Genomic DNA, 21,720 nt, shown 5'->3' with positions numbered 1-21,720 from the left:
CCGTTCAGCTCCGGCGGTCCGTCGACTGCGGTTACGGCCGCACACCCGTCATCAGGATGTCCAGACCCCGCCTCGTCGTCGCCAGGACGACACGATCGCCCGCCCGCAGGATCCGTGCCTGCGCGGGACGCCAGTCGAAGCCCGTCCGCTCGGGATGCGGTCCGGTGAGGCCGTCCACGGCCTCCCCCGCGGGGAGCGGCCCTGCGGCGGTCCCGACGGCCAGCACCCGCCATTCGTTCTCCCGGAACGCCTCGTGCACGGAGCGTCCCTCCAGCTCCGGATGCCCGGCCACGTCCACGCAGGTGAACAGCAGCGAGCCCCGCTCCACCGGCATCACCCCCAGCACATGGCGCCCCATCATCGCGGCGGCGAACGAGGGCGCAGCCAGCGCGGAAACGCTTCTGCTCCGGGTGAGGGCGTCCGGGTAGGAGGCGCGCAGGGTGCGCTGGACGGTGGCCGCGAAGGCGTCGTCGTACAGGCGCGTCACCACCCGCACGGCGGGGTTGGTCTCGCGTACCGCCATGACGATGTCGAGGTTCTGGCCGTCGTCACGGGTGAGGACGAGCAGCGAGCCGCTCTGCCGGACGCGGGCCAGTTCGAGCACACCCGGGGCCGTGGCGTCGTCCAGGATCAGCGGGATGCCGAGCTGGCGGGCGAGGGCGACGCCGCGGGCGCGCGGGTCGCGTTCGATGGCCACCACCTGGTGGTCGGTGGCGCGCAGCCGGTCCAGCACCCGGGTGCCGACCATTCCCAGACCGACCAGCACGATGTGGCCGTGCACGCCGTCGTCGGGCGGATGGCTCGCCGAGGCGGTGCGGAAGGCCTCGGTGGCGTTCATGGTCGCGGCGACCACGAGCGGGAGGACGGCCAACCCCACGAAGCCGGCCAGGAGTTGGAGCACCCGCCGGGCGACCGACTCCTCGGTGGCCGGATCTCCCATGGTGAAGATGTCCAGCAACGGAAGATAGAAGTTCTTCCACCACGGATGCTCGTCGGCGAAGAGCGCGGTGGCGGTCGCCAGCGCGAGGACGACCGCCGTCAACGCCCCGTAGACGGCTGCCAGTTGATGGGAGACGAAGACCTTCCACGGCAGATGCGCGAGCCGTGCCCGAAGCCACCGTCCGGGGTGCGGGCGCCGGGCGCGGGCGGTCGCCTCGGAGGCGTGATGGGTGACCTCCTCCAGCATCAGCCGGCCGTGCGTCGACTGCCGGTGGTGGGCGGTCCGGGTGTCGGGCAGCAGCTGGGTGCCCTCCTCGCCCGGCGTCTCGGCGCTGTCCTGGCTGGCCGGGTCGTCCTGGTGGGCGCCGGACAGGACGGCCAGAGTGGCCAGGTCGGTGACGTTCGACGGGGACCCCGCGGGCCGTACGACACCGCGGAACACCTTGCCCTCGACCTGGAGGGTGTGCCCGTGACCCACGGCGGCGGCTGCCACCAGCTCCGGTACGGCGGTGTCGGCGTCGGAGAGCACCGTGGTGGAGGTGTCCTGGGCAGGGTCCTCGCACAGCCCCGCCGCCCGGTCCAGCAGCCGCTCCAGATGGCGGCCGCGCTCGCGGTTGAACATGCGGACGACCAGCCGCACCGAGGGGTTGATGGTCCGGGCGAGCAGCGCCGCGGTCATGTTGACCTGGTCGTCCCGGTAGGTCAGGGCGAGCGCGGCGGCCCGCTCGACACCCGCCGCCCGCAGGGCCCGCTCGTCGGGGCGGACGGAGAGGTGCAGCTCGACCGGGGAGTGCGGGTCGTCGTGCAGCGCGGCGATCTCCGCGCCGCGCTCGTCGCTCGCGGACGGCAGCACGACGGTGACGATCTCCCCGCACACGGCGTCCAGTTCGACGGCGAGCCGGTGCGCGAGAGCGTCGTCGCCGCAGATCACCATGTGCTGGGATCTCTGGCCGGGCGGTGTGCGGAGGGGGAGAGTCGACGTCACACCAGGCAGAACGCCGCAGCTCGCGAGGGCGGTTCCGGCGGCGCACCGGCCGGGATCCAAGATTTCGCCAAGAACATGCCAACAGCCGCCGCCTTCTCCCCGCCGCACCGCCCCGGTCAGCCGCCATAGCCCACGTCAAGAACGTTGGCACTGTCTTGACATGAGGGGGACGGATAGGGTGAAAGCGGTGTGCCGGGAAGTCTGGTCGGCCGGGAGCCACGGTGGCTCCTGTGAAGGCCCCAGGGGGAAGGCATGCGCAGCGTAGGGACGGTTCTCGCACTGGTCGTACTGGCCACCGTCGTGGCCACCTTCGCCCACCGCCGGCGCATCCCCGCACCGTCCCTCCTGGTCGTCGCCGGCCTCGCCGTGGCCCTGCTGCCGGGCACCCCCGAGATCCGGACCAGCCCCGAGATCATCGCCCTGGTCGTGCTGCCGCCGCTGCTGTACGCGAGCGCGGAGGAGTTGTCCTGGCGTGAGCTACGGGCGGTGTGGAAGCCGGTCGGGATCCTCGCGATCGGGCTGGTCCTGGCGTCGGCGGCGGCGGTCGGCGCGGTGGCCTCGCTGGTGACGCCGCTGTCGTGGCAGATGGCGTTCGTGCTGGGCGCGGTCCTGGCCAGCACCGACCCGGTGGCGGTCACGGCACTCGGCAGACGCCTCGCCCTGCCGCCCAGGGTCCAGGTCCTGGTCCAGGCGGAGAGCCTGTTCAACGACGCCACCTCACTGGTCCTGTTCCGGGTCGCGGTGAGCGTGGCCGTGGCGTCAGCGGCGGCGAACTGGGGCGCGGCGGGCGGCGAGTTCGCCGTACTGGCGGGCGGCGGCACACTGATCGGCGCGGTCGTGGCCCACGTCGTCACACTCATCCGGCGGCGCACCGAGGACCCCGTCCTGGAAACGGTGATCGCCCTGGTCACGCCGTACGCCGCCTACGTCCTGGCCGAGGCGGCCCACACCTCCGGCGTCACCTCGGTCGTGGTGGCCGGAGTCGTCCTGGGTGGACGCGGCGAGAAGCTCACCAACGCCCGCATCCGGCTCCAGCTGCACGCGGTGTACGGCACCGTGGTGTTCCTCCTGGAAAGCGTGGTGTTCTCGCTCATCGGCCTGGCCCTGCCCGCCCAGGTGCAGGAGCTGTCCCACGACGACCGGGCGTGGCCGCTGTACGCGCTCGCGGTCGCCGGCACCCTGATCGCCGTACGGCTGCTGTGGCTGGCCCCGCTGTCGGCGGTGGTACAGCGCAAGGGCGGCATCCGTCCCATGAACTGGCGCGTCCCGATGGTGCTCACGTGGGCAGGCACGCGGGGCGTCGTCCCCCTGGCCGCCGCGCTCTCCATCCCGGAGACCACCAAAGGCGGCGCGGCGCTCGCGGACCGCCCGCTGGTGCTGGTCCTGACCACCTCGGTCGTGGTCGTCACCCTCGTCGTGCAGGGCTTCAGTCTGGCCCCCGTGGTCCGCCGCTCCGGCATCGCCCTCGAACCCGACCACACCGAACGCGAGGAGGCCGCGGCCCGCTGCCGCCTCGCCGACGCGGGCATCCGCCGCCTGGAGGAACTCTCCGAGCTGCAGGCCGTCCCGGAGGTCGTTCTCGACCGTCTCCGCCGCGGGCTCACCGCCCGTCTCGACGACGCCCGCGACCGCCTCAGCGACCACACCGGGCATAGCGCCCCCGCCGAATCCGCCGATCTGGTCTACCGCCGGCTGCGCCGCGACGTCATCGCCTTCGAGGCCTTGGAACTACAGCGCCTGTACGACGAACACGCCATCAGCGACACGACGCGCAGGAGGCTCCAGCGGTCGTTGGACCTGGAGGAAGCCCGCCTGACGGACATCTGAGCCATGACGCTGGGTGTCCGGTCCCGATCGTCGAACTCCAACCCCCCGGACGGCCCAGACCACAGCAAAACTGCCCATAAGCCTCCTTCCTGGGCGCCCCTTCAGCCGAGCAGCGAGTCTTAACGGAAGCTTGACGCCGTCGCCCCCCTCATCCGTGGGCCCATGCGTCACTCTCCGCTTACGCTGGTGCCGCCGTCCGCGTGATGGCCGGAATCCACACGCTGAGCCGCACCTCAGGAGCACGCCGATGGCCACGACCGAGCACCCGCCTCCCAGTCGCCTGCGCGCCTGGATGCTGGAGGGCCTGTCCGACATGGGCAAGGGCATCCAGCAGGCGCCGCACGCCCAGCCGGAGCCCGCACACAAGGGGCAGCGCTGGTACCGGGTGATGTGCCTGACCGGCGTCGACTACTTCTCGACCCTCGGCTACCAGCCCGGCATCGCGGCACTGGCGGCCGGCCTGCTGTCGCCGATCGCGACCATCGTGCTGGTCGTCGTCACCCTGGCCGGTGCGCTGCCGGTCTACCGACGCGTGGCTGAGGAGAGCCCGCGCGGCGAAGGCTCGATCGCGATGCTGGAGCGGCTGCTGTCGTTCTGGAAGGGCAAGCTGTTCGTCCTGACCCTGCTCGGTTTCGCCGCCACCGACTTCCTGATCACCATCACCCTGTCGGCGGCGGACGCCTCGACCCACCTCGTCGAGAACCCCCACCTGACCAGCACCCTGCACGGTCAGCAGATGCTGATCACACTCATCCTGGTCGCCCTGCTCGGTGCGGTGTTCCTCAAGGGCTTCCTGGAGGCGATCGGTGTCGCGGTCGCGCTGGTGGTGGTCTACCTCGGCCTCAACGTCGTCGTCGTGGCCGTGGGGATGTACCACGTGATCACCGCCGGCCATCTCGTCACCGACTGGGCCGGCGCCCTGACCACGGAGCACGGCAACATCTTCGCCATGATCGGCGTCTCCCTGCTGGTCTTCCCCAAGCTCGCGCTCGGCCTCTCCGGCTTCGAGACCGGCGTCGCGGTCATGCCCCACGTCCAAGGCGACCCGGGCGACACCGAGGAGAACCCGCAGGGCCGCATCCGCGACACGAAGAAGCTCCTCACGGCCGCCGCGCTGATCATGAGCGTGTTCCTGATCGCGACGAGCTTCATCACCACCGTGCTGATCCCGGAGAAGGAGTTCAAGTCCGGCGGCCAGGCCAACGGACGCGCACTCGCCTACCTCTCGCACGAATACCTGGGCAACGCCTTCGGCACGGTCTACGACATCTCGACCATCGCCATCCTCTGGTTCGCCGGCGCCTCCGCCATGGCCGGCCTGCTCAACCTGATGCCCCGCTATCTGCCCCGCTACGGCATGGCACCGCACTGGGCCCGCGCCGTACGCCCCATGGTGATCGTCTTCACCCTGATCGGCTTCCTGGTCACCTGGATCTTCGACGCCGACGTCGACGCCCAGGGCGGCGCCTACGCCACCGGCGTGCTGGTCCTGATGTCCTCGGCCGCGATCGCGGTGACCATCGCCGCCCGCCGCGCCCAGCAGCGGGGCTGGACCATCGGCTTCGGAGTCGTCTCCGCGGTCCTCCTCTACGTCACGGTGGCCAACGTCATCGAGCGCCCGGACGGCGTCAAGATCGGCGCCTGCTTCATCGCCGGCATCATCCTGGTCTCCCTGCTGTCCCGGCTGGCCCGCGCCTTCGAGCTCCGCGTCACCAGCGTGACGCTGGACGATATGGCGGAACGTTTCATCCGGGACATGGCCAGCCGCAAGATCCGTTTCATCGCCAACGAGCCGGACCAGCGGGACAAGGCCGAGTACCGCGACAAGATCGAGCAGATCCGCGCCGACAACGACATGCCCGAGGCGGAGGACTTCGTCTTCGTCGAGGTCACGGTCGTCGACCCCTCCGAGTTCGAGGCGGGCCTGACAGTGCGCGGCGATGTCCTGCACGGCCGCTACCGGGTGCTGACCCTGGAGTCCTCCTCCATCCCGAACGCGCTGGCCGCCCTGCTCCTGCACGTCCGCGACACCACCCGGTGCATCCCGCACATCTACTTCGAGTGGACCGAGGGCAGCCCTTTCGCCAACTTCCTGCGCTTCTTCCTCTTCGGCCAGGGCGAGGTCGCCCCGGTCACCCGAGAGGTCCTGCGCGAAGCAGAACCGGACCGCGCCCGCAGGCCCCGCGTCCACACGGGCTGACACGGGCCCGGGCCCCTGTACGACTGCGCACGACGCCCCGCCACAGACGCCCTCAACGCTGCCCGGCAACTCGTTGCACCCCCCGCCACGAAGGCGCCCCAAAGGGGCGCGGGGAACTTCGCGACCAGCCACGACGGCGCCGCAGACGATCAACAGCAGTTCGAGGCACCCCGCGGCGGAGCCGCACACCGGCACCGATGTGCAGGGTGTCGTGCGTGATCACCGCCTCGGTGAAGTCGAGCCTCACCTCGCCCCACTCCGAGCCGATCTCCAGCCGCCGCGGTACCACCCGGCCGCCACGCCGAGCGGAAGCGCCGAGTTGCTCGATGCGGTCGACGTCCTTGCCGGTGACCTCCGCGGCTGATCCCGGCAGGTCCACCGTCAGAACGGCGAGTTCGCCCAGCGTCCGAGCGGTCAACGCCGCGGCGACCCTCCCGTCCAGCTCCTCTGCGGCCGGCCGACCGCCCCCGGGCCGCCACCCGCAGCACCCCCACGCCCCGGTCCCGGTCCGCATGCGAGGCCCGCAGTCCAGCGACGCCCCGCCACTGCCTGACATCTCAGCCGACATACCCGCGCCCCCGAATCCCCGTCCCCCAACTAACGCCATATCGCGTTACACCCAACGCTCACCCCCCGTCCACCAGGGCCCGTTCCCGGCCCTATCGTGACCGCATGCAGAGCTACACAATCGGCCAGGCCGCACGACTGCTCGGCGTGAGTCCGGACACCGCACGCCGCTGGGCCGACGCCGGCCGCGTGGCGACCCATCGCGACGAGGGCGGCCGACGGCTCATCGACGGCAGGGACCTGGCCGCCTTCTCCGTGGAACTCGCCAAGGCGGGCAGCGCCGAGGAGGAGACCTCCTACACCTCGGTCCGCAACGCCTTCCCCGGCATCGTCACCGCTATCAAGCTCGGCGACGTGGCGGCCCAGGTCGAGATCCAGGCCGGCCCGCACCGCCTGGTCTCACTCCTGACCCGCGAGGCCGTGGAGGAGCTAGGCCTCGAGGTCGGCATGGAGGCCACCGCCCGCGTGAAGTCGACCAACGTGCACATCGACCGCGCCTAGCCCAGGAACAACTCCCCTACGGCGAGCCGCGGCTCATGCGATTCCGGCCCGAGCGCCACGGCCGCGGGCAACGGCAAAGCGACGCAGACACCCGCATACCTGGCACAACACGCCGCTGGGGCTACGGTGGGCCCGGGCACAAAGCCCTCAATCCGCCACCCCTGCGAGGCGTTCCCCATGAGCCCCATGAGCCTGAGCATCCGCAACCAGATCCCCGGCACGGTCACCGCCATCACCCCCGGAGAGGTCATGGCCACCGTCAGGGTCCGCCTCACCGGCGGCCAGGACATCACCGCGGCGATCACCCTCGAGTCCGCCGAGGAACTCGGCCTCGCCGCGGGCACCGCCGTACGCGCCCTGGTGAAGGCGACGGAGGTCTCCCTGGCCACCGCCCCGGTCGAGGGACTGTCCATCCGCAACCAGCTGCCCGGCACGGTCACCGAAGTGACCACCGGCGGCGCGATGGCCTCCGTGAAGGTCGCCGTCGACGGCGGCGAACTGACCTCCGCGATCACCAAGGACGCCGTCACGGACCTCGCTCTGACCTCCGGCACACCCGTCGTGGCCCTGATCAAGTCGACGGAGATCTCACTCGCGACGGCGTGACGGGAAAGGGCCCCGCCTAAGCGGGGCCCTCCTCCACAACCACTGCCTCAGTCGTCGTACGCGTCCAGCGGCGGGCATGAGCACACCAGGTTCCGGTCACCGAAGGCCTGGTCGATCCGGCGCACCGGCGGCCAGTACTTGTCGGCGGCCGACACCCCGGCCGGGAAGACGGCCTCCTCACGCGAGTACGCGTGCTCCCACTCCCCACCGAGCGCGGCGGCGGTGTGCGGCGCACCCCGGAGCGGGTTGTCCTCGGCCGGCCACTCGCCCGACCCGACCTTCTCGATCTCCGCACGAATGGCGATCATCGCCTCGCAGAACCGGTCCAGCTCGATCAGGTCCTCGGACTCGGTCGGCTCGATCATCAGCGTGCCGGCCACCGGGAACGACATCGTCGGCGCGTGGAAGCCGTAGTCGATGAGCCGCTTGGCGACGTCGTCGACGCTCACCCCGGTCGCCTTGGTCAGCGGCCGCAGATCGATGATGCACTCGTGCGCGACCAGCCCGCCCGGACCGGTGTAGAGCACCGGGTAGTGCGGCTCCAGCCGCTTGGCGATGTAGTTGGCGCTCAGCACGGCCACCTGCGTGGCCCGCTTCAGCCCCTCGCCGCCCATGAGCCGGACGTACGCCCACGAGATCGGCAGGATGCCCGCGGAACCCCAGGGAGCCGCGGAGATCGGCCCGACGCCCGTCGCCGGTCCTGCGGCCGGCTGCATCGGGTGGTTCGGCAGATACGGCGCCAGGTGCGCCCGTACGCCGACCGGGCCGACGCCGGGCCCGCCGCCGCCGTGCGGGATGCAGAAGGTCTTGTGCAGGTTGAGGTGCGAGACGTCACCGCCGAAGTGCCCGGGCTTGGCGAGCCCCACCAGGGCGTTGAGGTTGGCGCCGTCGACGTACACCTGTCCGCCGGCCTCGTGGACCTGCGCGCAGATGTCGGCGACATGCTCCTCGAACACACCGTGCGTGGAGGGGTACGTGATCATCAGCACCGCCAGCTCGTCGCGGTACTGCTCGATCTTCGCCCGCAGGTCCTCGACGTCGATCTCGCCGTCCTCGGCGGTCTTCACGACGACGACCTTCATCCCGGCCATCACGGCGCTGGCGGCGTTCGTACCGTGCGCGGACGACGGAATCAAACACACGGTCCGCTGCTCGTCCCCGTTGGCCCGGTGATAGCCGCGTACGGCGAGGAGTCCGGCCAGCTCGCCCTGCGATCCCGCGTTGGGCTGCAGGGACACCTTGTCGTACCCGGTGACCTCGGCGAGCCGCTCCTCCAGCTCACGGATGAGGGTGAGGTAGCCCTGCGCCTGCTCGGCGGGCGCAAAGGGGTGCAGCTGCCCGAACTCGGGCCAGGTGACCGGCTCCATCTCGGTGGTCGCGTTGAGCTTCATGGTGCAGGAGCCCAGCGGGATCATGCCCCGGTCGAGCGCGTAGTCGCGGTCGGCGAGCCGCCGCAGGTAGCGCAGCATCGCGGTCTCGGAGCGGTGCTCCTGGAAGACCGGGTGGGTGAGGTAGTCGTCGGTGCGCAGCAGTCCTGCGGGCAGGGAGTCCTCGGTCGCCGCGTCCAGCGCCTCGATGTCACCCTCGACCCCGAACGCGCTCCACACGGCGCCCACCTGCGCCCGCGCGGTGGTCTCGTCGCAGGCGATCGACACGTGGTCGGCGTCGACCAGGTGAAGGTTGACCCCGTTCTCCCGCGCGGCGGTCACCACCTCGGTGGCGCGGCCCGGCACCCGCACGGTGAGCGTGTCGAAGTAGGAGCCGTGCACGACCTCGACACCACCGGCCCGAAGGCCCGCGGCAAGGATCGTGGCGTACCGGTGGGTGCGCCGCGCGATCGCCTTGAGCCCGTCCGGCCCGTGGTACACCGCGTACATCCCCGCCATGACGGCGAGCAGCACCTGGGCCGTGCAGATGTTGCTGGTGGCCTTCTCCCGCCGGATGTGCTGCTCGCGCGTCTGCAGCGCGAGCCGGTAGGCCTTGTGCCCGTCCGCATCCACGGAGACGCCCACCAGCCGGCCGGGCAGGCTGCGTGCGAACTTCTCGTGCACCGCCATGTAGCCCGCGTGCGGCCCGCCGAAGCCCATCGGCACACCGAAGCGCTGCGTGGTCCCGACCGCGATGTCCGCGCCGAGCTCCCCGGGCGACTTCAGCAGCGTCAGCGCCAGCAGATCGGCGGCGACCGTGACGAGCGCACCGAGTTCGTGCGCCTGGTCGATGAGCGGCTTGAGATCGCGTACGACGCCGGAGGCGCCGGGGTACTGGACGAGCACGCCGTTGATCTCACGCCCGGCGACCTCGGCCGGAATGCCGTCGCTGAGGTCGGCGACCACGACCTCCACACCGGTCGGCTCAGCGCGGGTCTCGATCACGGCGATGGTCTGCGGCAGCACGTCCGAGTCGATCAGGAACAGGCCCTTCTTGTTCCTGCCCATGCGCCGGGACAGCGCCATGGCCTCGGCGGCGGCCGTCCCCTCGTCGAGCAGCGAGGCACCGGAGGTGGGCAGCCCGGTCAGGTCGGCGACCATCGTCTGGAAATTGAGCAGGGCCTCGAGCCGCCCCTGCGAGATCTCGGGCTGGTAGGGCGTGTAGGCCGTGTACCAGGCGGGATTCTCCATCACATTGCGCAGGATGACCGGCGGGGTGAAGGTCCCGTAGTACCCGAGCCCGATCATGGAGTCGAGCACCTGGTTCCGGTCGGCGAGCGACCGCAGCTCGGCCAGCACCTCGGCCTCGGTACGCGCACCCGGCAGCTCCAGCGCATCCGAGTTCTTGATCACATCGGGCACCGCGGCGGCGGTCAGCTCGTCCAGCGAGCCGTATCCGACGTGCGCGAGCATCTTCGCCCGCGCCTCGTGATCAGGCCCTATATGGCGCTGCTCGAACGGGATTCCCTGTTCGAGCTCGGCGAGCGGAATGCGATGGGCGGTCATTGCGGAGGCCTCCTGGTCTGACACGACCTTCGAGGGGCACCACGGCACGGGTACCCGGACGGCCTCCCCCTCTGTCATCTCAACCTGAGAGCTTCACCGGAACACCCGAGGGCGCCCGGCTTTCACCGTCGGTGAGAGCGGAAGCCATCGACACCCGCCCTGCTTTCCAGAGTGACCTCGTCCGCGCGGTACGTGAGCCTGAGAGATTCCGGGGAGGATTTGCTCCTTCGGCGCCTCCGATGATGTCTGGAGGACTCTCCCGCACGGGGTCAGCAGCCGCTGTCAGCGTACCAGCGCGCACACCATCCGATCCTTCGAGTGGCCGTCATCACCAATCTGCTCTTTCGTAGTGCTTACGGATGAGTTGCGACCAAGTGGAGGGCCCGTGCAGACCGACATCGATCCGCGCAACCTGATCGGCCGCAAGGCGTTCGACCGCAACGGCACCAAGCTCGGCACCATCGACGAGGTCTACCTCGACGATGCGACCGGCGTGCCGGAGTGGGCGGCCATACGCACCGGCCTGTTCTCCCGCGACGCCTTCGTCCCCCTGGAACCCAGCGAACTGATCGAAGGCACCCTCCACGTCCCCTTCGACCGCTCCCTCATCAAGGACGCCCCCGACTTCGGCGTCGGCCGCCACCTCTCCCCCGAACAGGAGCTCCAGCTCTACCACCACTACGGCCTGGACATCCCCGCGCCTGGCTCCTTCCCCGACCACGACTTCGGCAAGCTGGCGGGCACGGAGGACGCGGACGCCTAGACCTACCGCAAGCCGTAGTTCCCCGCAGCCGACCCGCTCCGGCCGACAGGCCCTGGACGAACCGCCCCACCGTACCCGGCCCCCGCGCTGACCAGCGCCCTTCCAGTCAGGCACCGACCCCGTGCACGGAGGCCCCGGGTCTCCCCGGCACCAACGGCAACGGGTCCGCCGGCTCCAGCTCAGGGTCGTCCGTGCGAAACGTCCGCACGCGCCCCGGCTCCGAATCCGGCGTCTCGAACCGCACGGTCACCCGCCCGAGCCCGCTTCCCTGCACCCACCCGTGCCCGAACTCGGCATGCCGCACATCGTGCCCGGCGGGCCACCGCCGTTCGACAGCCACCTTCTGCTCCTCTGCGGGCTCCTCATCCGCTTCGTCCACCGGATGTTCCGCACCGTCCCCCGCGGCCTGCGCGAACAGATCCTCCTGCGTGTAGTCGGCCAGCCCGCTCACCCCGACCCCCAGCAGCCGCACACCTCCCGTCGTGTCCACCGAGTCCAGCAGCCGCGCGGCAGCCTCCCGCACGACCGCCGGATCGTCCGTGGGCCCGCGCAGCGTCTCGGAACGAGTCAGCGTCGAGAAGTCGTAGCGCCGCACCTTCAGCACGATGGTCCGCCCCGAAAGACCCGCACCTCGCAGCCGCCGCACGCACCGGTCGGCCAGCCGCTGCACCTCCAGCCCCACCCTCACCCGGTCGTGGATGTCCACGTCGTACGTGTCCTCGACCGATACCGACTTGGCCTCCCGCTCGGCCACCACGGGCCGGTCGTCGTGCGCCAGCGCCATGGCGTACAACGCATGTCCATGGGCCTTGCCCAGCAGCCGGACGAGCTCGTCCTCACCGGCCTCGGCGATCTCGTCGACCGTGGTGATGCCGGCCCGCCGCAGATGGTCCCCCGTGGCCGGCCCCACCCCCGGCAGCATCCGCACCGACATCGGTCCGAGCTTGGCCCGCTCGGTCCCGGGCTCGACCAGCACCAGCCCGTTCGGCTTGGCCTCCTCGGAGGCGATCTTCGCGAGCATCTTGCAGGCGGCGAGGCCCACGGACCCGGTGAGGCCCGTATCCGCCCGTATGTCGGCGCGCAGCTTCTCCCCCACCAGCCGCGCCGACGCCGCGTCCCAGGCCGCCTCCCCGGCCTCCAGGTCCACAAAGGCCTCATCGAGGCTCAGGGGCTCCACCAGCGGCGACAGCGAGTGCAGCAGCCCCATGACCTGCTCGCTGATCGACCGGTAGAACCCGAAGCGCGGCACCAGATACGCGGCGTTCGGTGCCAGCCGACGCGCCTGTGCCATCGGCATCGCCGACCGCACTCCGAAGACCCGCGCCTCGTACGAAGCGGTGGCGACCACCCCGCGCGGCCCGAGCCCACCCACGATCACGGCCTTCCCACGCAGACTCGGCTTGGATGCCTGCTCCGCCGAGGCGTAGAAGGCATCCATGTCGAGATGCAGGATCGTGGGCGCGTTTCTCACATCTCCGATGCTGCCCTACGCCACTGACAATGCCGCCCCACGACCGCCGAAGGTCTGGGAGAGGCCGCAGAGAACGCGGTCAGACCGCCCGGTTCCGCCGTCGTGCCAGCTCGTCCGCCGGGTTGTGCCCGACCAGGGTCTCACCGGTGTCGATCCGCTCACCGTGCAGCTGCGAGAGCGCACTGTCGACGTCCCGCCACACCACACCGACGGCGATCCCGAAGATCCCCTGGCCGCCCTGGAGCAGCGCATGGACCTCGTCGGGCGAGGTGCACTCGTAGACCGTGGCGCCGTCGCTCATCAGCGTCATGCGCTCCAGGTCCCGGAAGCCGCGCTCACGCAGGTGCGTCACCGCGGTACGGATGTTCTGCAGCGACACCCCGGTGTCCAGGAACCGCTTGACGATCTTCAGGACGACGACGTCCCGGAAGCTGTACAGCCGCTGCGTGCCCGACCCGTAGGCGGGCCGCACGCTCGGCTCGACGAGCCCGGTACGGGCCCAGTAGTCCAGTTGCCGGTAGGTGATGCCGGCGGCCGCACAGGCCGTCGGGCCGCGATAGCCGATCTGCTCGGACGCCATGGACGCCGCCCCTCCGCTGCTCGGCACGGCCGCCGGTCGCTGCGGAGCGTGATCGGCCGCGCTGCCGGGATGGGGGTCCCCCCAACTCGAACGAAGTTGAGAGCTCGGGGGAGGGTACGGACCGCTCTCCCCGAAACTGCGTCCGGGGCCACCCCCAGCCGTACCGTCGCCGCTGCTTCTCACGCCGACCTCCGTCCTTGACCTGCCATCTCGACGGTAGGCAGTCACCAGGGGTGCGTCAACGATCGCCACACTCGGCACGCCGAGTGATAATCACCCTAAGAGTGGTTTCCCGCACCCCACCGCGGGGAAAGGCTAGCCGAATGCGCTCGGAGGGGACCGCAGGACGCTCTCACTCGCCGTTGGCACTTGCCGGCGTTCGAGTCTCACTGGCTGCTTGTCCCGAAGTCCTCCGGCGAGATCTGGTCGAGGAACTCGCGGAACTTCTCCACCTCGTCCTCCTGCTCATCCGGGATCGCGATGCCTGCGTCGTCGAGCACACCGTCGCTGCCGTAGATCGGCGTTCCGGTGCGCAGGGCCAGCGCTATGGCGTCGGACGGACGGGCACTGACTTCGACCCCGCTGGCGAAGACCAGCTCCGCGTAGAAGACGCCCTCCCGCAGATCCGTGATGCGCACTTCGGTCAGCTCCTGACCGACGGCCTCCAGCACGTCCTTGAACAGGTCGTGGGTCAGCGGTCGTGCGGGGGCCATGCCCTGCTGGGCGAAGGCAATGGCAGTCGCCTCCCCCGGCCCGATCCAGATGGGGAGGTAACGGTCGCCTCCCACTTCACGCAGGAGCACGATCGGTTGGTTGGAGGGCATTTCGACCCGGACACCTACGACATCGAGCTCGTTCACACAGCAACCCTAGGACCTGCCCGGGACGTTTGGGTAGTCGAGCCGGGAACGGGGGGCCGATCCGGCCTCCGCAAAGTGCCGGACTCAGGGCAGTCGCACACCGAGAGCGATCTGTACGAGGGCGGCGTGCAGCCTCACCGTGAGCGCCGCCAGCTCCTTCGTACGCGCCTCGGCATGCGCCCTGGTCTGCGGATTACGGTGGCGCTTCAGCGGGGCCACCACCTGGTCCACCAGCCCGGCCTCACGCTCGGCGGCGGCCTTCATGGCCCTGAGGTGCCGCGGTTCGATCCCGAACTGCCCGAGTTCCAGAACGAGCGACGCCACCGTCACCGTCTCCGCGTCGTACGCCCCGTCCGGCAGCGGCGCGACCAGGCCGTACGACTCCCACTCCTCGAGTTCCTGCTCGCCGATCCCGGCGGCCGCGAGCAGCTCGGCCCGCCCGATCCGAGCCGCGGTGGGCCCCTCGGGCGCTTCGAGGAGGGACTCGCCGTCCCGCTGGCGTCCCACCACGGGCAGCGGGACCGCCTCACCGCGCTCCATGGCGTCCAGATGCTCCCGGATCACCTTGAGGGGCAGATAGTGATCCCGCTGCATCCTCAGCACATGGCCGAGTCGCTCGACGTCGTCCGCGCTGAACTTGCGATACCCCGACGGGGTGCGCTGCGGCTCGATGAGCCCCTCAGACTCCAGGAAACGGATCTTGGAGATGGTGACTTCGGGGAACTCGTCGCGCAGCACGTTCAGCACCGTGCCGATGCTCATCAGACCGCTGTCCGGGCCGGCGGTGCCGTGCCCGGCACCGCCGCTCGGTGTTCGAAGCATGGACATTCCCTTGGGGTCCCCCCGGACGGGGTCTGGGGGAATGGTCAGTAGCCCCGCTGGCTTGCGTAGAAGACCAGCCGGTACTTTCCGATCTGCACCTCGTCACCGTTGTTCAGGGCGACCTGGTCGATCCGCTCGCGGTTGACGTACGTGCCGTTCAGACTGCCCACGTCGGCCACCGTGAACGAGCCGTCCGCACCACGGCGGAACTCCACGTGCCGCCGCGAGACCGTCACGTCGTCCAGGAAGATGTCGCTCTGCGGATGACGCCCGGCCGTGGTCAGGTCACCGTCCAGCAGGAAGCGGCTGCCCGAGTTCGGCCCGCGGCGCACGACCAGAAGCGCGGAGCCCAGCGGCAGCGCGTCGACGGCCGCCTGGGCCTCGGGAGAGAGCGCCGGCATCTGCGTCTGACCGGTGACCTCGGCGTCGTAGGCCTCGATGCCGGAAATCGAGATCGTCGACGTCGTCTCGGACGGCCGCTCGGCCGCGCCTCCGGCCCGCAGCGGGGCGCCACAGTTGGAGCAGAAGCGGCTGTTCTCCGCGTTGCGGTTACCGCACCTCGTACACACCAGGGCCGACATAGGGGAAAACCCTCCACCCGTACTTGAGGTTGACGGTTGCCCGAAACCTATGCCGCCGGACTGCGCAGGGTCAACAGACGGCGCGCCCTGACCTCCGGGAATGTCACCACCCGGCCCAGGGACCTGGTCTCGGAACAGCGGCCGCTGACCCTCTGCATCGGGCTGTGCGCGATGACGAGCGGTCGCGTTGTCGCTACCCTCTCGCGCGCTCTTGCCGAACAACTTCGCAAACAACTTCACGGGCGATTCCCCTTGACCGAAACAGACCCGCCCGTGGGGCAGGACGAACCCTGATTGCATACACCGGCCGACCCGGACATCCTCACAACGTCCGTATCCACCAGACAGTTTCCACCACGCACCACCCATTCGGTGCGCCGACCCCCCGCAACCTCATGCCCCCGCCGGATGTCCGCCATGCACCGCCTGTTCACTGGGAGGACGACCGAGCGTAGTCAGGCCGCTTTGCAGCTCGCAAGGCGTCCACAATGATCTTGTTCGACCGCTCGACGGCAACGGTGGCCTGCTCCTTCTCAAGAGTCTGCACCACGCCCCCAGGGATGTTGAGCGCCGGTTCGAGGTCCGCCGGCTTGCCGATGACCTTGAAACGAAACGGAGCGTTGATCTTGTTCCCGTCGACGCTCACGCTCTTGCCCGAGTCGGTGAGGTAGGTGTTGGCGACGACACGTACGTCGTTCACCTGGATCGCCTCCGCCCCGGCCGCACGCAGCTCCTGGATCGCGTCGAGCAGCATGTCCGCCTGGACCGTCCCCTTCGTGTCCTCGATGGTCATCGTGATGCCGGGCCCCTGCGCGGCCACCGTGCCCGCCAGAATGCCGAGTTGCTTCTCCTTCTCGACGGTCTGCTTGCGGGCCTCCTCGGCCTGGTTGGAGCTGTTCTCCAGCTCGTCGCGCTGCTTCTCCAGTCCCTGCTTCTCGTCCTCAAGACGCTGGGTACGGTCGTCGAGTTCATCCAGGATGCGAACGAGATCTTCCTGACGCGCGCCGCGCAGGGCGCTGTCGCTGTTGCTGTTCGAAGCCACCTGGACGGCCAGGCCGAAGCCGAGGCCGAACAGCAGGACGGCGACGATGAGTTGGGCGCGGGTGAGGCGCGGCGGCCAGAGGCCCTGCACCAGCCGCTGCCGCCCCGTGAGAGCAGGCTGCTTCTCCTCGGAGGGCTTCTCCTCGGAGGGCTGCTTCTCGGAGGGCTGCTTCTCCTCTGGGGCTGCCGCCGTCACGTCGGGCTCCGTCGCGGGGACCTCCTCCGGAAGTTCCTTGCGCAGCCTGTTCTCCGGTGTCTCTTCGTTGTCGCTCATCGGCCTCACGCCCGGAACACGTGCCGGCGGATCGCCGCGGCGTTCGAGAAGATGCGGATCCCGAGGACCACGACGACACCGGTGGACAGCTGGGCGCCCACACCCAACTTGTCGCCCAGGAACACGATCAACGCGGCAACGACCACGTTGGACAGGAACGACACCACGAAGACCTTGTCGTCGAAGATCCCGTCGAGCATGGCCCGCAGGCCACCGAACACGGCGTCGAGCGCCGCGACGACGGCGATCGGCAGGTAAGGCTCGACGACCGCCGGAACCTCAGGCCGGACCAACAGGCCGGCCACGACTCCCACTACGAGGCCCAGTACGGCGATCACGATGTGCCCTTCTCAGTCTTCTCGGTTGTCGGCTGTGCTGTACGTACGATCACACTCGGTGCGGCAGGCAGCCGGAGGTCGCCTTCCACGGAAATGCTGCTGCGGATGCCGTAGGTCTCCTGCAGGGCATGCAGATACAGCCCGTCGGCGCTGTTCTGGAACCTGCTGCTCAGCTGTTTCCCGTTCCCCACGGCCAGCACCGTATAGGGGGGAACCAGCGGCTTGTTGTCGACCAGTATCGCGTCCCCGGCGGCCCTGATCGCCGAAAGCGCCGTCAGTCGCTGCCCATTGATCGAAACGGCTTCGGCACCCGACTCCCACAGCCCATTGACCACACGCTGCATGTCGCGGTCCCGCACTCGACCGGTGTCGGAGAAGTCCGAGGTCTCGCGCGGATTGCCGTTGCCACCGCTGGTAGCTTCCTTGGCGTCGTTCACGACCAGTTTCACGCCGGGGCCGTGTACTTCGACGGCGCCCGACAAAATCCCCACCAGCTCCGACTGATCTCCACTGCCGGTCTTCTTGAGAGCCTCCCGCTGGCGCGCGCTCACATCGTCGCGCAGCTTGTCGACGGAGCCTTCCAGCTTGTCCGCCGTCGTGGTCTCCCGGTCGATGCGGTTGATCAGTTCCTCTCGCTCCTTGGCGACGACGGGAGCCGCCACCCGAGCCTGTGCCGCTCCTACGGTCACGACGAGGGCCGCGAGCACCAGCCCGGCCGCCAGGCCGAGCCTGGCCCGAAGGGTCTTCGGCAGAGCACCGTCGCCCGCGGCCTTCTTCCTGGCGGCTGCCTCGGCGTAGCCGTCGTCCAGGCTGTGGTCCATGACGTTGGTGAGCAGCGACATGGAGGCGTCCGGACGCGAGGGTCGCGTGGGTGTGCTCCGAATGGGGGGCTGCTGCGGCATGCCGCACATCGTCGCATGTCGCGACCACTACCTCCGAATGGCCCCACCGGCGTGCCGGACGGGCCCCCTCGGGGACACCTGTCCGGCACGCGCGTGTGCTGCGTTTTTCAGCGGCCGGCGCTGTCCACGACCGCCGACCACTCGTCGAGCAGGGCCTGCGCGGAGGCGTCGTCCGGCCCCTCCGCCCACAGGTGGGTGACCGCTTCGGCCGGGTCGGGCAGCACCATCACCCAGCGCCCGTCCGTCTCCACGACCCGCACACCGTCGGTGGTGTCCACGAAGCGGTCTCCGGCCGCCTCGACCACACGACGCATCACAAGTCCCTTGACGGCCCAGGGAGTCGCAAGATCCCGCTTGAGGACGTGCGCCCGCGGAATCCGGGCATCGATCTGGCTGAGGGTGAGCTGCGTCCGCGCCACCAGCCCGATCAACCGTACGAAGGCCGCCGTACCGTCGAAGACGCTGCTGAACTCCGGGACGATGAAGCCGCCCTTGCCGTCACCGCCGAAGATGGTCGAGTCGTCGCCGCCGACCCTCGTCAGGTCGTCGGGCGAGGTCGTCGTCCACTCGACCTGCGTCCCGTGGTACGCCGCAACCTGCTCGGCGATCCTAGTCGTGGTCACCGGCAGCGCCACCCGCCCACTGCGCCGCTCCGCGGCAACCAGATCCAGCATGACGAGCAGCGCCCGGTCGTCCTCGACGATCCGCCCCTTCTCGTCGACCAGCGACAACCGCTCGCCGACCGGGTCGAACCGCACCCCGAAGGCGGCCCGCGACGACGCCACGATCTCACCGAGCCGCACCAGCCCCGACCGCCGCACATCGGCGGACTCTGTGGGCCGCGACTCGTCGAGCCCGGGATTGATGGTCAGCGAGTCCACACCGAGCTTGCCCAGCAGGCTGGGCAGGACAAGCCCGGCGCTGCCGTTCGACGCGTCGACGACGACCTTCAGTCCGGACTCGCTGATCCCGGTCGTGTCGACATTGCGCAACAGCGAGCCGGTGTACGAGTCGAAGACGCTGGCAGGGAAGTGCAGATCTCCGATCTCCCCGGGGAACGCACGCCGGTACTCCTGCCGCGCGAACACCCGGTCCAGCTTTCGCTGGCTGCCCTGCGAGAGATCGGCGCCGTTCCCGTCGAAGAACATGATGTCCACGGAGTCCGGCACCCCGGGCGTGGTCCGGATCATGATCCCGCCGGCGCTGCCCCGCGCCGTCTGCTGCCTGGCAACGGGCAGCGGTACGTTCTCCAGGTCCCGTACGTCGATGGCGCTGGCCTGAAGGGCGGAGATGACCGCCCGCTTCAGCGCACGGGCGCCACGGGAGTGGTCGCGGGCTGTGGTGACGGTGGAGCCCTTCTTGAGAGTCGTCGCATAGGCACCGGCCAGGCGCACGGCGAGCTCGGGCGTGATCTCCACGTTCAGGATGCCGGACACCCCGCGAGCACCGAACAGATGCGCCTGGCCCCTGGACTCCCAGATGACCGAGGTGTTGACGAAGGCACCGGCCTCGATGGTCTTGAACGGATAGACCCGCACATTGCCCTGAACGATCGATTCTTCACCGATGAGGCACTCGTCGCCGATGACCGCGCCGTCCTCGATCCGAGCGGCCCGCATGATGTCGGTGTTCTTACCGACCACGCAGCCACGCAGATTGCTGTGCTGCCCCACGTACACGTTGTCGTGCACAACGGCCTTGTGCAGAAACGCACCGCTCTTCACCACGACATTCGAGCCGACGACGGTGTGCTCACGAATTTCGGCACCGGCCTCGACCTTGGCGTAGTCACCGATGTAGAGCGGGCCGCGCAACACGGCGTCGGGATGCACCTCGGCACCCTCGGCCACCCACACCCCCGGGGACATCTCGAAGCCGTCGATCTCGACGTCGACCCTGCCCTCCAGAACGTCGGCCTGCGCCTTCACATAGCTCTCGTGAGTACCGACGTCCTCCCAGTACCCTTCCGCGACATAGCCGTAGATCGGCTTGCCTTCCTTCATCAACTGCGGGAAGACGTCCCCGGACCAGTCCACGGGCACATCGGGCTCGACATAGTCGAAGACTTCGGGCTCCATCACATAGATGCCCGTGTTCACCGTGTCCGAGAAGACCTGGCCCCAGGTGGGCTTCTCGAGGAAGCGCTCGACCTTTCCTTCCTCGTCGACGATCGTGATGCCGAATTCCAGCGGGTTCGGCACACGCGTCAGGCAAACAGTGACGAGCGCACCCTTTTCCTTGTGGAAATTGATCAGCTCGGTGAGGTCGAAGTCGGTCAGGGCATCACCGGAGATGACGAGGAAGGCATCGTCCTTCAACGCCTCTTCGGCGTTCTTGACGCTTCCTGCGGTACCGAGTGGCTTCTCCTCGTTGGCATAGGAGAGCTCCATTCCGAGCTCTTCGCCGTCACCGAAGTAGTTCTTGACCAATGAGGCCAGGAACTGGACAGTTACGACGGTCTCGTTCAGCCCATGCCTTTTGAGCAGCCTCAGCACATGCTCCATGATCGGGCGGTTGGCCACGGGCAGGAGCGGCTTGGGCATGCTTGAGGTCATGGGGCGAAGGCGTGTGCCTTCACCTCCGGCCATCACGACGGCCTTCATGTCGGAAGCGTCCTCCTCAAAAAGACGACGGTCTAGCCGACTTCACCCGCCCAAATTGTCCCGCACTTTTCCGCCGAGGGCCATCCAGGCACTACGGCCGCAGCAATCGGCGAGGTCAATCGGCCATGGCGTCCGCGCGGACGAGGCGGCGGACTTGTACCACGTAGAGGACTCCTGCCCACCAGTAGAGGGTTGTACCCCATCCAGCGAACGCCCATCCGAAAATAGCAGCGAGTGACGAGATCCATCCAGTTCCGTCACTGAGCAGGAGCAGAGGGAAGGCGTACATCAGGTTGAAGGTGGCCGCCTTCCCCAGGAAGTTCACCTGCGGCGGCGGATAGCCGTGCCGCCGGAGGATGCCCACCATCACCAGCAGGACGAGCTCGCGCGCCAGAAGTACAGCGGTCAACCAAAATGGCAGAATCTCGCGCCAGGTGAGGCCGACCAGCGTCGAGAGAATGTAGAGCCGGTCGGCGGCGGGGTCGAGCAGCCGGCCGAGGCTGCTGATCTGGTTCCAACGCCGCGCGAGCTTGCCGTCGAGGTAGTCACTGACTCCGCTCAGAGCCAGCACCAGCAGCGCCCACCCGTCACTCTTGGGGCCTCCGAACTCAGGCCTGAGGATCAGCCACAGAAAGACCGGCACACCGACGAGACGCGCCATGCTGAGGATGTTGGGGATGGTGAGGACCCGGTCCGTCTGAACGCGGGTCTCCTGGACCTCCACCCGGGGGCCTCCTGTGGGAAACGTGCCAACGATGCCCCCTGACCTTACCTCAACGCAAAAAAGCTCTGGCTCTTGGGCTGTTGCCCAAGAGCCAGAGCTCTAAAAGGAGTTCGGCGGCGTCCTACTCTCCCACAGGGTCCCCCCTGCAGTACCATCGGCGCTGTAAGGCTTAGCTTCCGGGTTCGGAATGTAACCGGGCGTTT

At 69.1% G+C, this 21,720-nt stretch carries 18 protein-coding genes, 1 rRNA gene and 1 riboswitch; of the genes, 5 read left to right on the top strand and 14 right to left on the bottom strand.

Annotation, left to right across the window (positions count from 1 at the left end; all coding sequences use genetic code 11):
- Positions 1-31 precede the first annotated feature (31 nt).
- A complete protein-coding gene (locus tag ACFY1E_RS28615) occupies positions 32-1,924 on the bottom strand; it encodes an NAD-binding protein (protein ID WP_389080568.1) in 1,893 nt (630 codons plus the stop codon).
- A gap of 252 nt (positions 1,925-2,176) precedes the next feature.
- Here ACFY1E_RS28615 and ACFY1E_RS28610 point away from each other — a divergent pair, with 252 nt between their 5' ends.
- Positions 2,177-3,751, top strand: coding sequence for a Na+/H+ antiporter (locus tag ACFY1E_RS28610; protein WP_389080567.1), 1,575 nt, complete (start codon positions 2,177-2,179; stop codon positions 3,749-3,751).
- A gap of 247 nt (positions 3,752-3,998) precedes the next feature.
- Positions 3,999-5,951, top strand: coding sequence for an amino acid transporter (locus ACFY1E_RS28605; RefSeq protein ID WP_389080565.1), 1,953 nt, complete (start codon positions 3,999-4,001; stop codon positions 5,949-5,951).
- Positions 5,952-6,003: 52 nt separating this feature from the next.
- On the opposite strand, the gene ACFY1E_RS28600 is transcribed toward ACFY1E_RS28605, so the two are convergent.
- Positions 6,004-6,369: a hypothetical protein gene (locus ACFY1E_RS28600; protein ID WP_389080563.1), complete on the bottom strand. Its 366-nt coding sequence runs from the start codon at positions 6,367-6,369 to the stop codon at positions 6,004-6,006.
- 254 nt (positions 6,370-6,623) lie between these two features.
- Here ACFY1E_RS28600 and ACFY1E_RS28595 point away from each other — a divergent pair, with 254 nt between their 5' ends.
- Both ACFY1E_RS28595 and ACFY1E_RS28590 read left to right on the top strand, forming a co-directional pair.
- Positions 6,624-7,019 (top strand): molybdopterin-binding protein, encoded by a 396-nt coding sequence (locus ACFY1E_RS28595; RefSeq protein ID WP_389080562.1) that lies wholly within the window; start codon positions 6,624-6,626, stop codon positions 7,017-7,019.
- Positions 7,020-7,205: 186 nt separating this feature from the next.
- Positions 7,206-7,625, top strand: coding sequence for a molybdopterin-binding protein (locus ACFY1E_RS28590; RefSeq protein ID WP_389081052.1), 420 nt, complete (start codon positions 7,206-7,208; stop codon positions 7,623-7,625).
- 47 nt (positions 7,626-7,672) lie between these two features.
- On the opposite strand, the gene gcvP is transcribed toward ACFY1E_RS28590, so the two are convergent.
- Entirely contained in the window at positions 7,673-10,558 is a 2,886-nt protein-coding gene (gcvP, locus tag ACFY1E_RS28585; RefSeq protein WP_389080560.1) for an aminomethyl-transferring glycine dehydrogenase, read from the bottom strand.
- 176 nt (positions 10,559-10,734) lie between these two features.
- A riboswitch (glycine riboswitch) is annotated at positions 10,735-10,830 on the bottom strand.
- A gap of 113 nt (positions 10,831-10,943) precedes the next feature.
- On the opposite strand from gcvP, the gene ACFY1E_RS28580 reads away from it, so the two are divergent.
- Positions 10,944-11,321 carry a PRC-barrel domain-containing protein gene (locus ACFY1E_RS28580; RefSeq protein WP_389080559.1) on the top strand — a complete coding sequence of 126 codons (378 nt, stop codon included), beginning with the start codon at positions 10,944-10,946 and terminating at the stop codon, positions 11,319-11,321.
- 106 nt (positions 11,322-11,427) lie between these two features.
- Here ACFY1E_RS28580 and ACFY1E_RS28575 read toward each other — a convergent pair whose 3' ends face one another.
- The 11 genes from ACFY1E_RS28575 to rrf all read right to left on the bottom strand — a co-directional run.
- Entirely contained in the window at positions 11,428-12,792 is a 1,365-nt protein-coding gene (locus ACFY1E_RS28575) for a DNA polymerase IV (protein ID WP_389080557.1), read from the bottom strand.
- A gap of 79 nt (positions 12,793-12,871) precedes the next feature.
- Positions 12,872-13,555: a MerR family transcriptional regulator gene (locus ACFY1E_RS28570; RefSeq protein WP_389080556.1), complete on the bottom strand. Its 684-nt coding sequence runs from the start codon at positions 13,553-13,555 to the stop codon at positions 12,872-12,874.
- 203 nt (positions 13,556-13,758) lie between these two features.
- Positions 13,759-14,232, bottom strand: coding sequence for a bifunctional nuclease family protein (locus ACFY1E_RS28565; RefSeq protein WP_004002801.1), 474 nt, complete (start codon positions 14,230-14,232; stop codon positions 13,759-13,761).
- Positions 14,233-14,316: 84 nt separating this feature from the next.
- Complete coding sequence (locus ACFY1E_RS28560) at positions 14,317-15,054, bottom strand: MerR family transcriptional regulator (RefSeq protein ID WP_389080554.1); 738 nt, start codon at positions 15,052-15,054, stop codon at positions 14,317-14,319.
- A gap of 44 nt (positions 15,055-15,098) precedes the next feature.
- Complete coding sequence (locus ACFY1E_RS28555; RefSeq protein ID WP_123963781.1) at positions 15,099-16,004, bottom strand: FHA domain-containing protein; 906 nt, start codon at positions 16,002-16,004, stop codon at positions 15,099-15,101.
- A 61-nt stretch (positions 16,005-16,065) separates the two neighbouring features.
- On the bottom strand, positions 16,066-16,950 hold the full coding sequence (locus ACFY1E_RS28550) for a DUF881 domain-containing protein (RefSeq protein ID WP_389080553.1): 885 nt from the start codon (positions 16,948-16,950) through the stop codon (positions 16,066-16,068).
- Between the two features lie 5 nt (positions 16,951-16,955).
- A complete protein-coding gene (locus ACFY1E_RS28545; RefSeq protein WP_003988855.1) occupies positions 16,956-17,288 on the bottom strand; it encodes a small basic family protein in 333 nt (110 codons plus the stop codon).
- Positions 17,285-18,190, bottom strand: coding sequence for a DUF881 domain-containing protein (locus tag ACFY1E_RS28540; RefSeq protein ID WP_389080551.1), 906 nt, complete (start codon positions 18,188-18,190; stop codon positions 17,285-17,287). Before ACFY1E_RS28540 ends, ACFY1E_RS28545 begins: the two co-directional genes overlap by 4 nt.
- A gap of 107 nt (positions 18,191-18,297) precedes the next feature.
- Positions 18,298-20,793: a sugar phosphate nucleotidyltransferase gene (locus ACFY1E_RS28535; protein ID WP_389080550.1), complete on the bottom strand. Its 2,496-nt coding sequence runs from the start codon at positions 20,791-20,793 to the stop codon at positions 18,298-18,300.
- A 115-nt stretch (positions 20,794-20,908) separates the two neighbouring features.
- Positions 20,909-21,517 (bottom strand): CDP-alcohol phosphatidyltransferase family protein, encoded by a 609-nt coding sequence (locus ACFY1E_RS28530; protein WP_266953264.1) that lies wholly within the window; start codon positions 21,515-21,517, stop codon positions 20,909-20,911.
- Between the two features lie 108 nt (positions 21,518-21,625).
- A 5S ribosomal RNA gene (rrf, locus tag ACFY1E_RS28525) occupies positions 21,626-21,720 on the bottom strand; the annotation flags it as partial.

The sequence above is a fragment of the Streptomyces sp. NPDC001604 genome, assembly GCF_042893475.1.
Taxonomy (GTDB): Bacteria; Actinomycetota; Actinomycetes; order Streptomycetales; family Streptomycetaceae; genus Streptomyces.
This window is presented reverse-complemented; position numbering and strand designations above follow the sequence as displayed.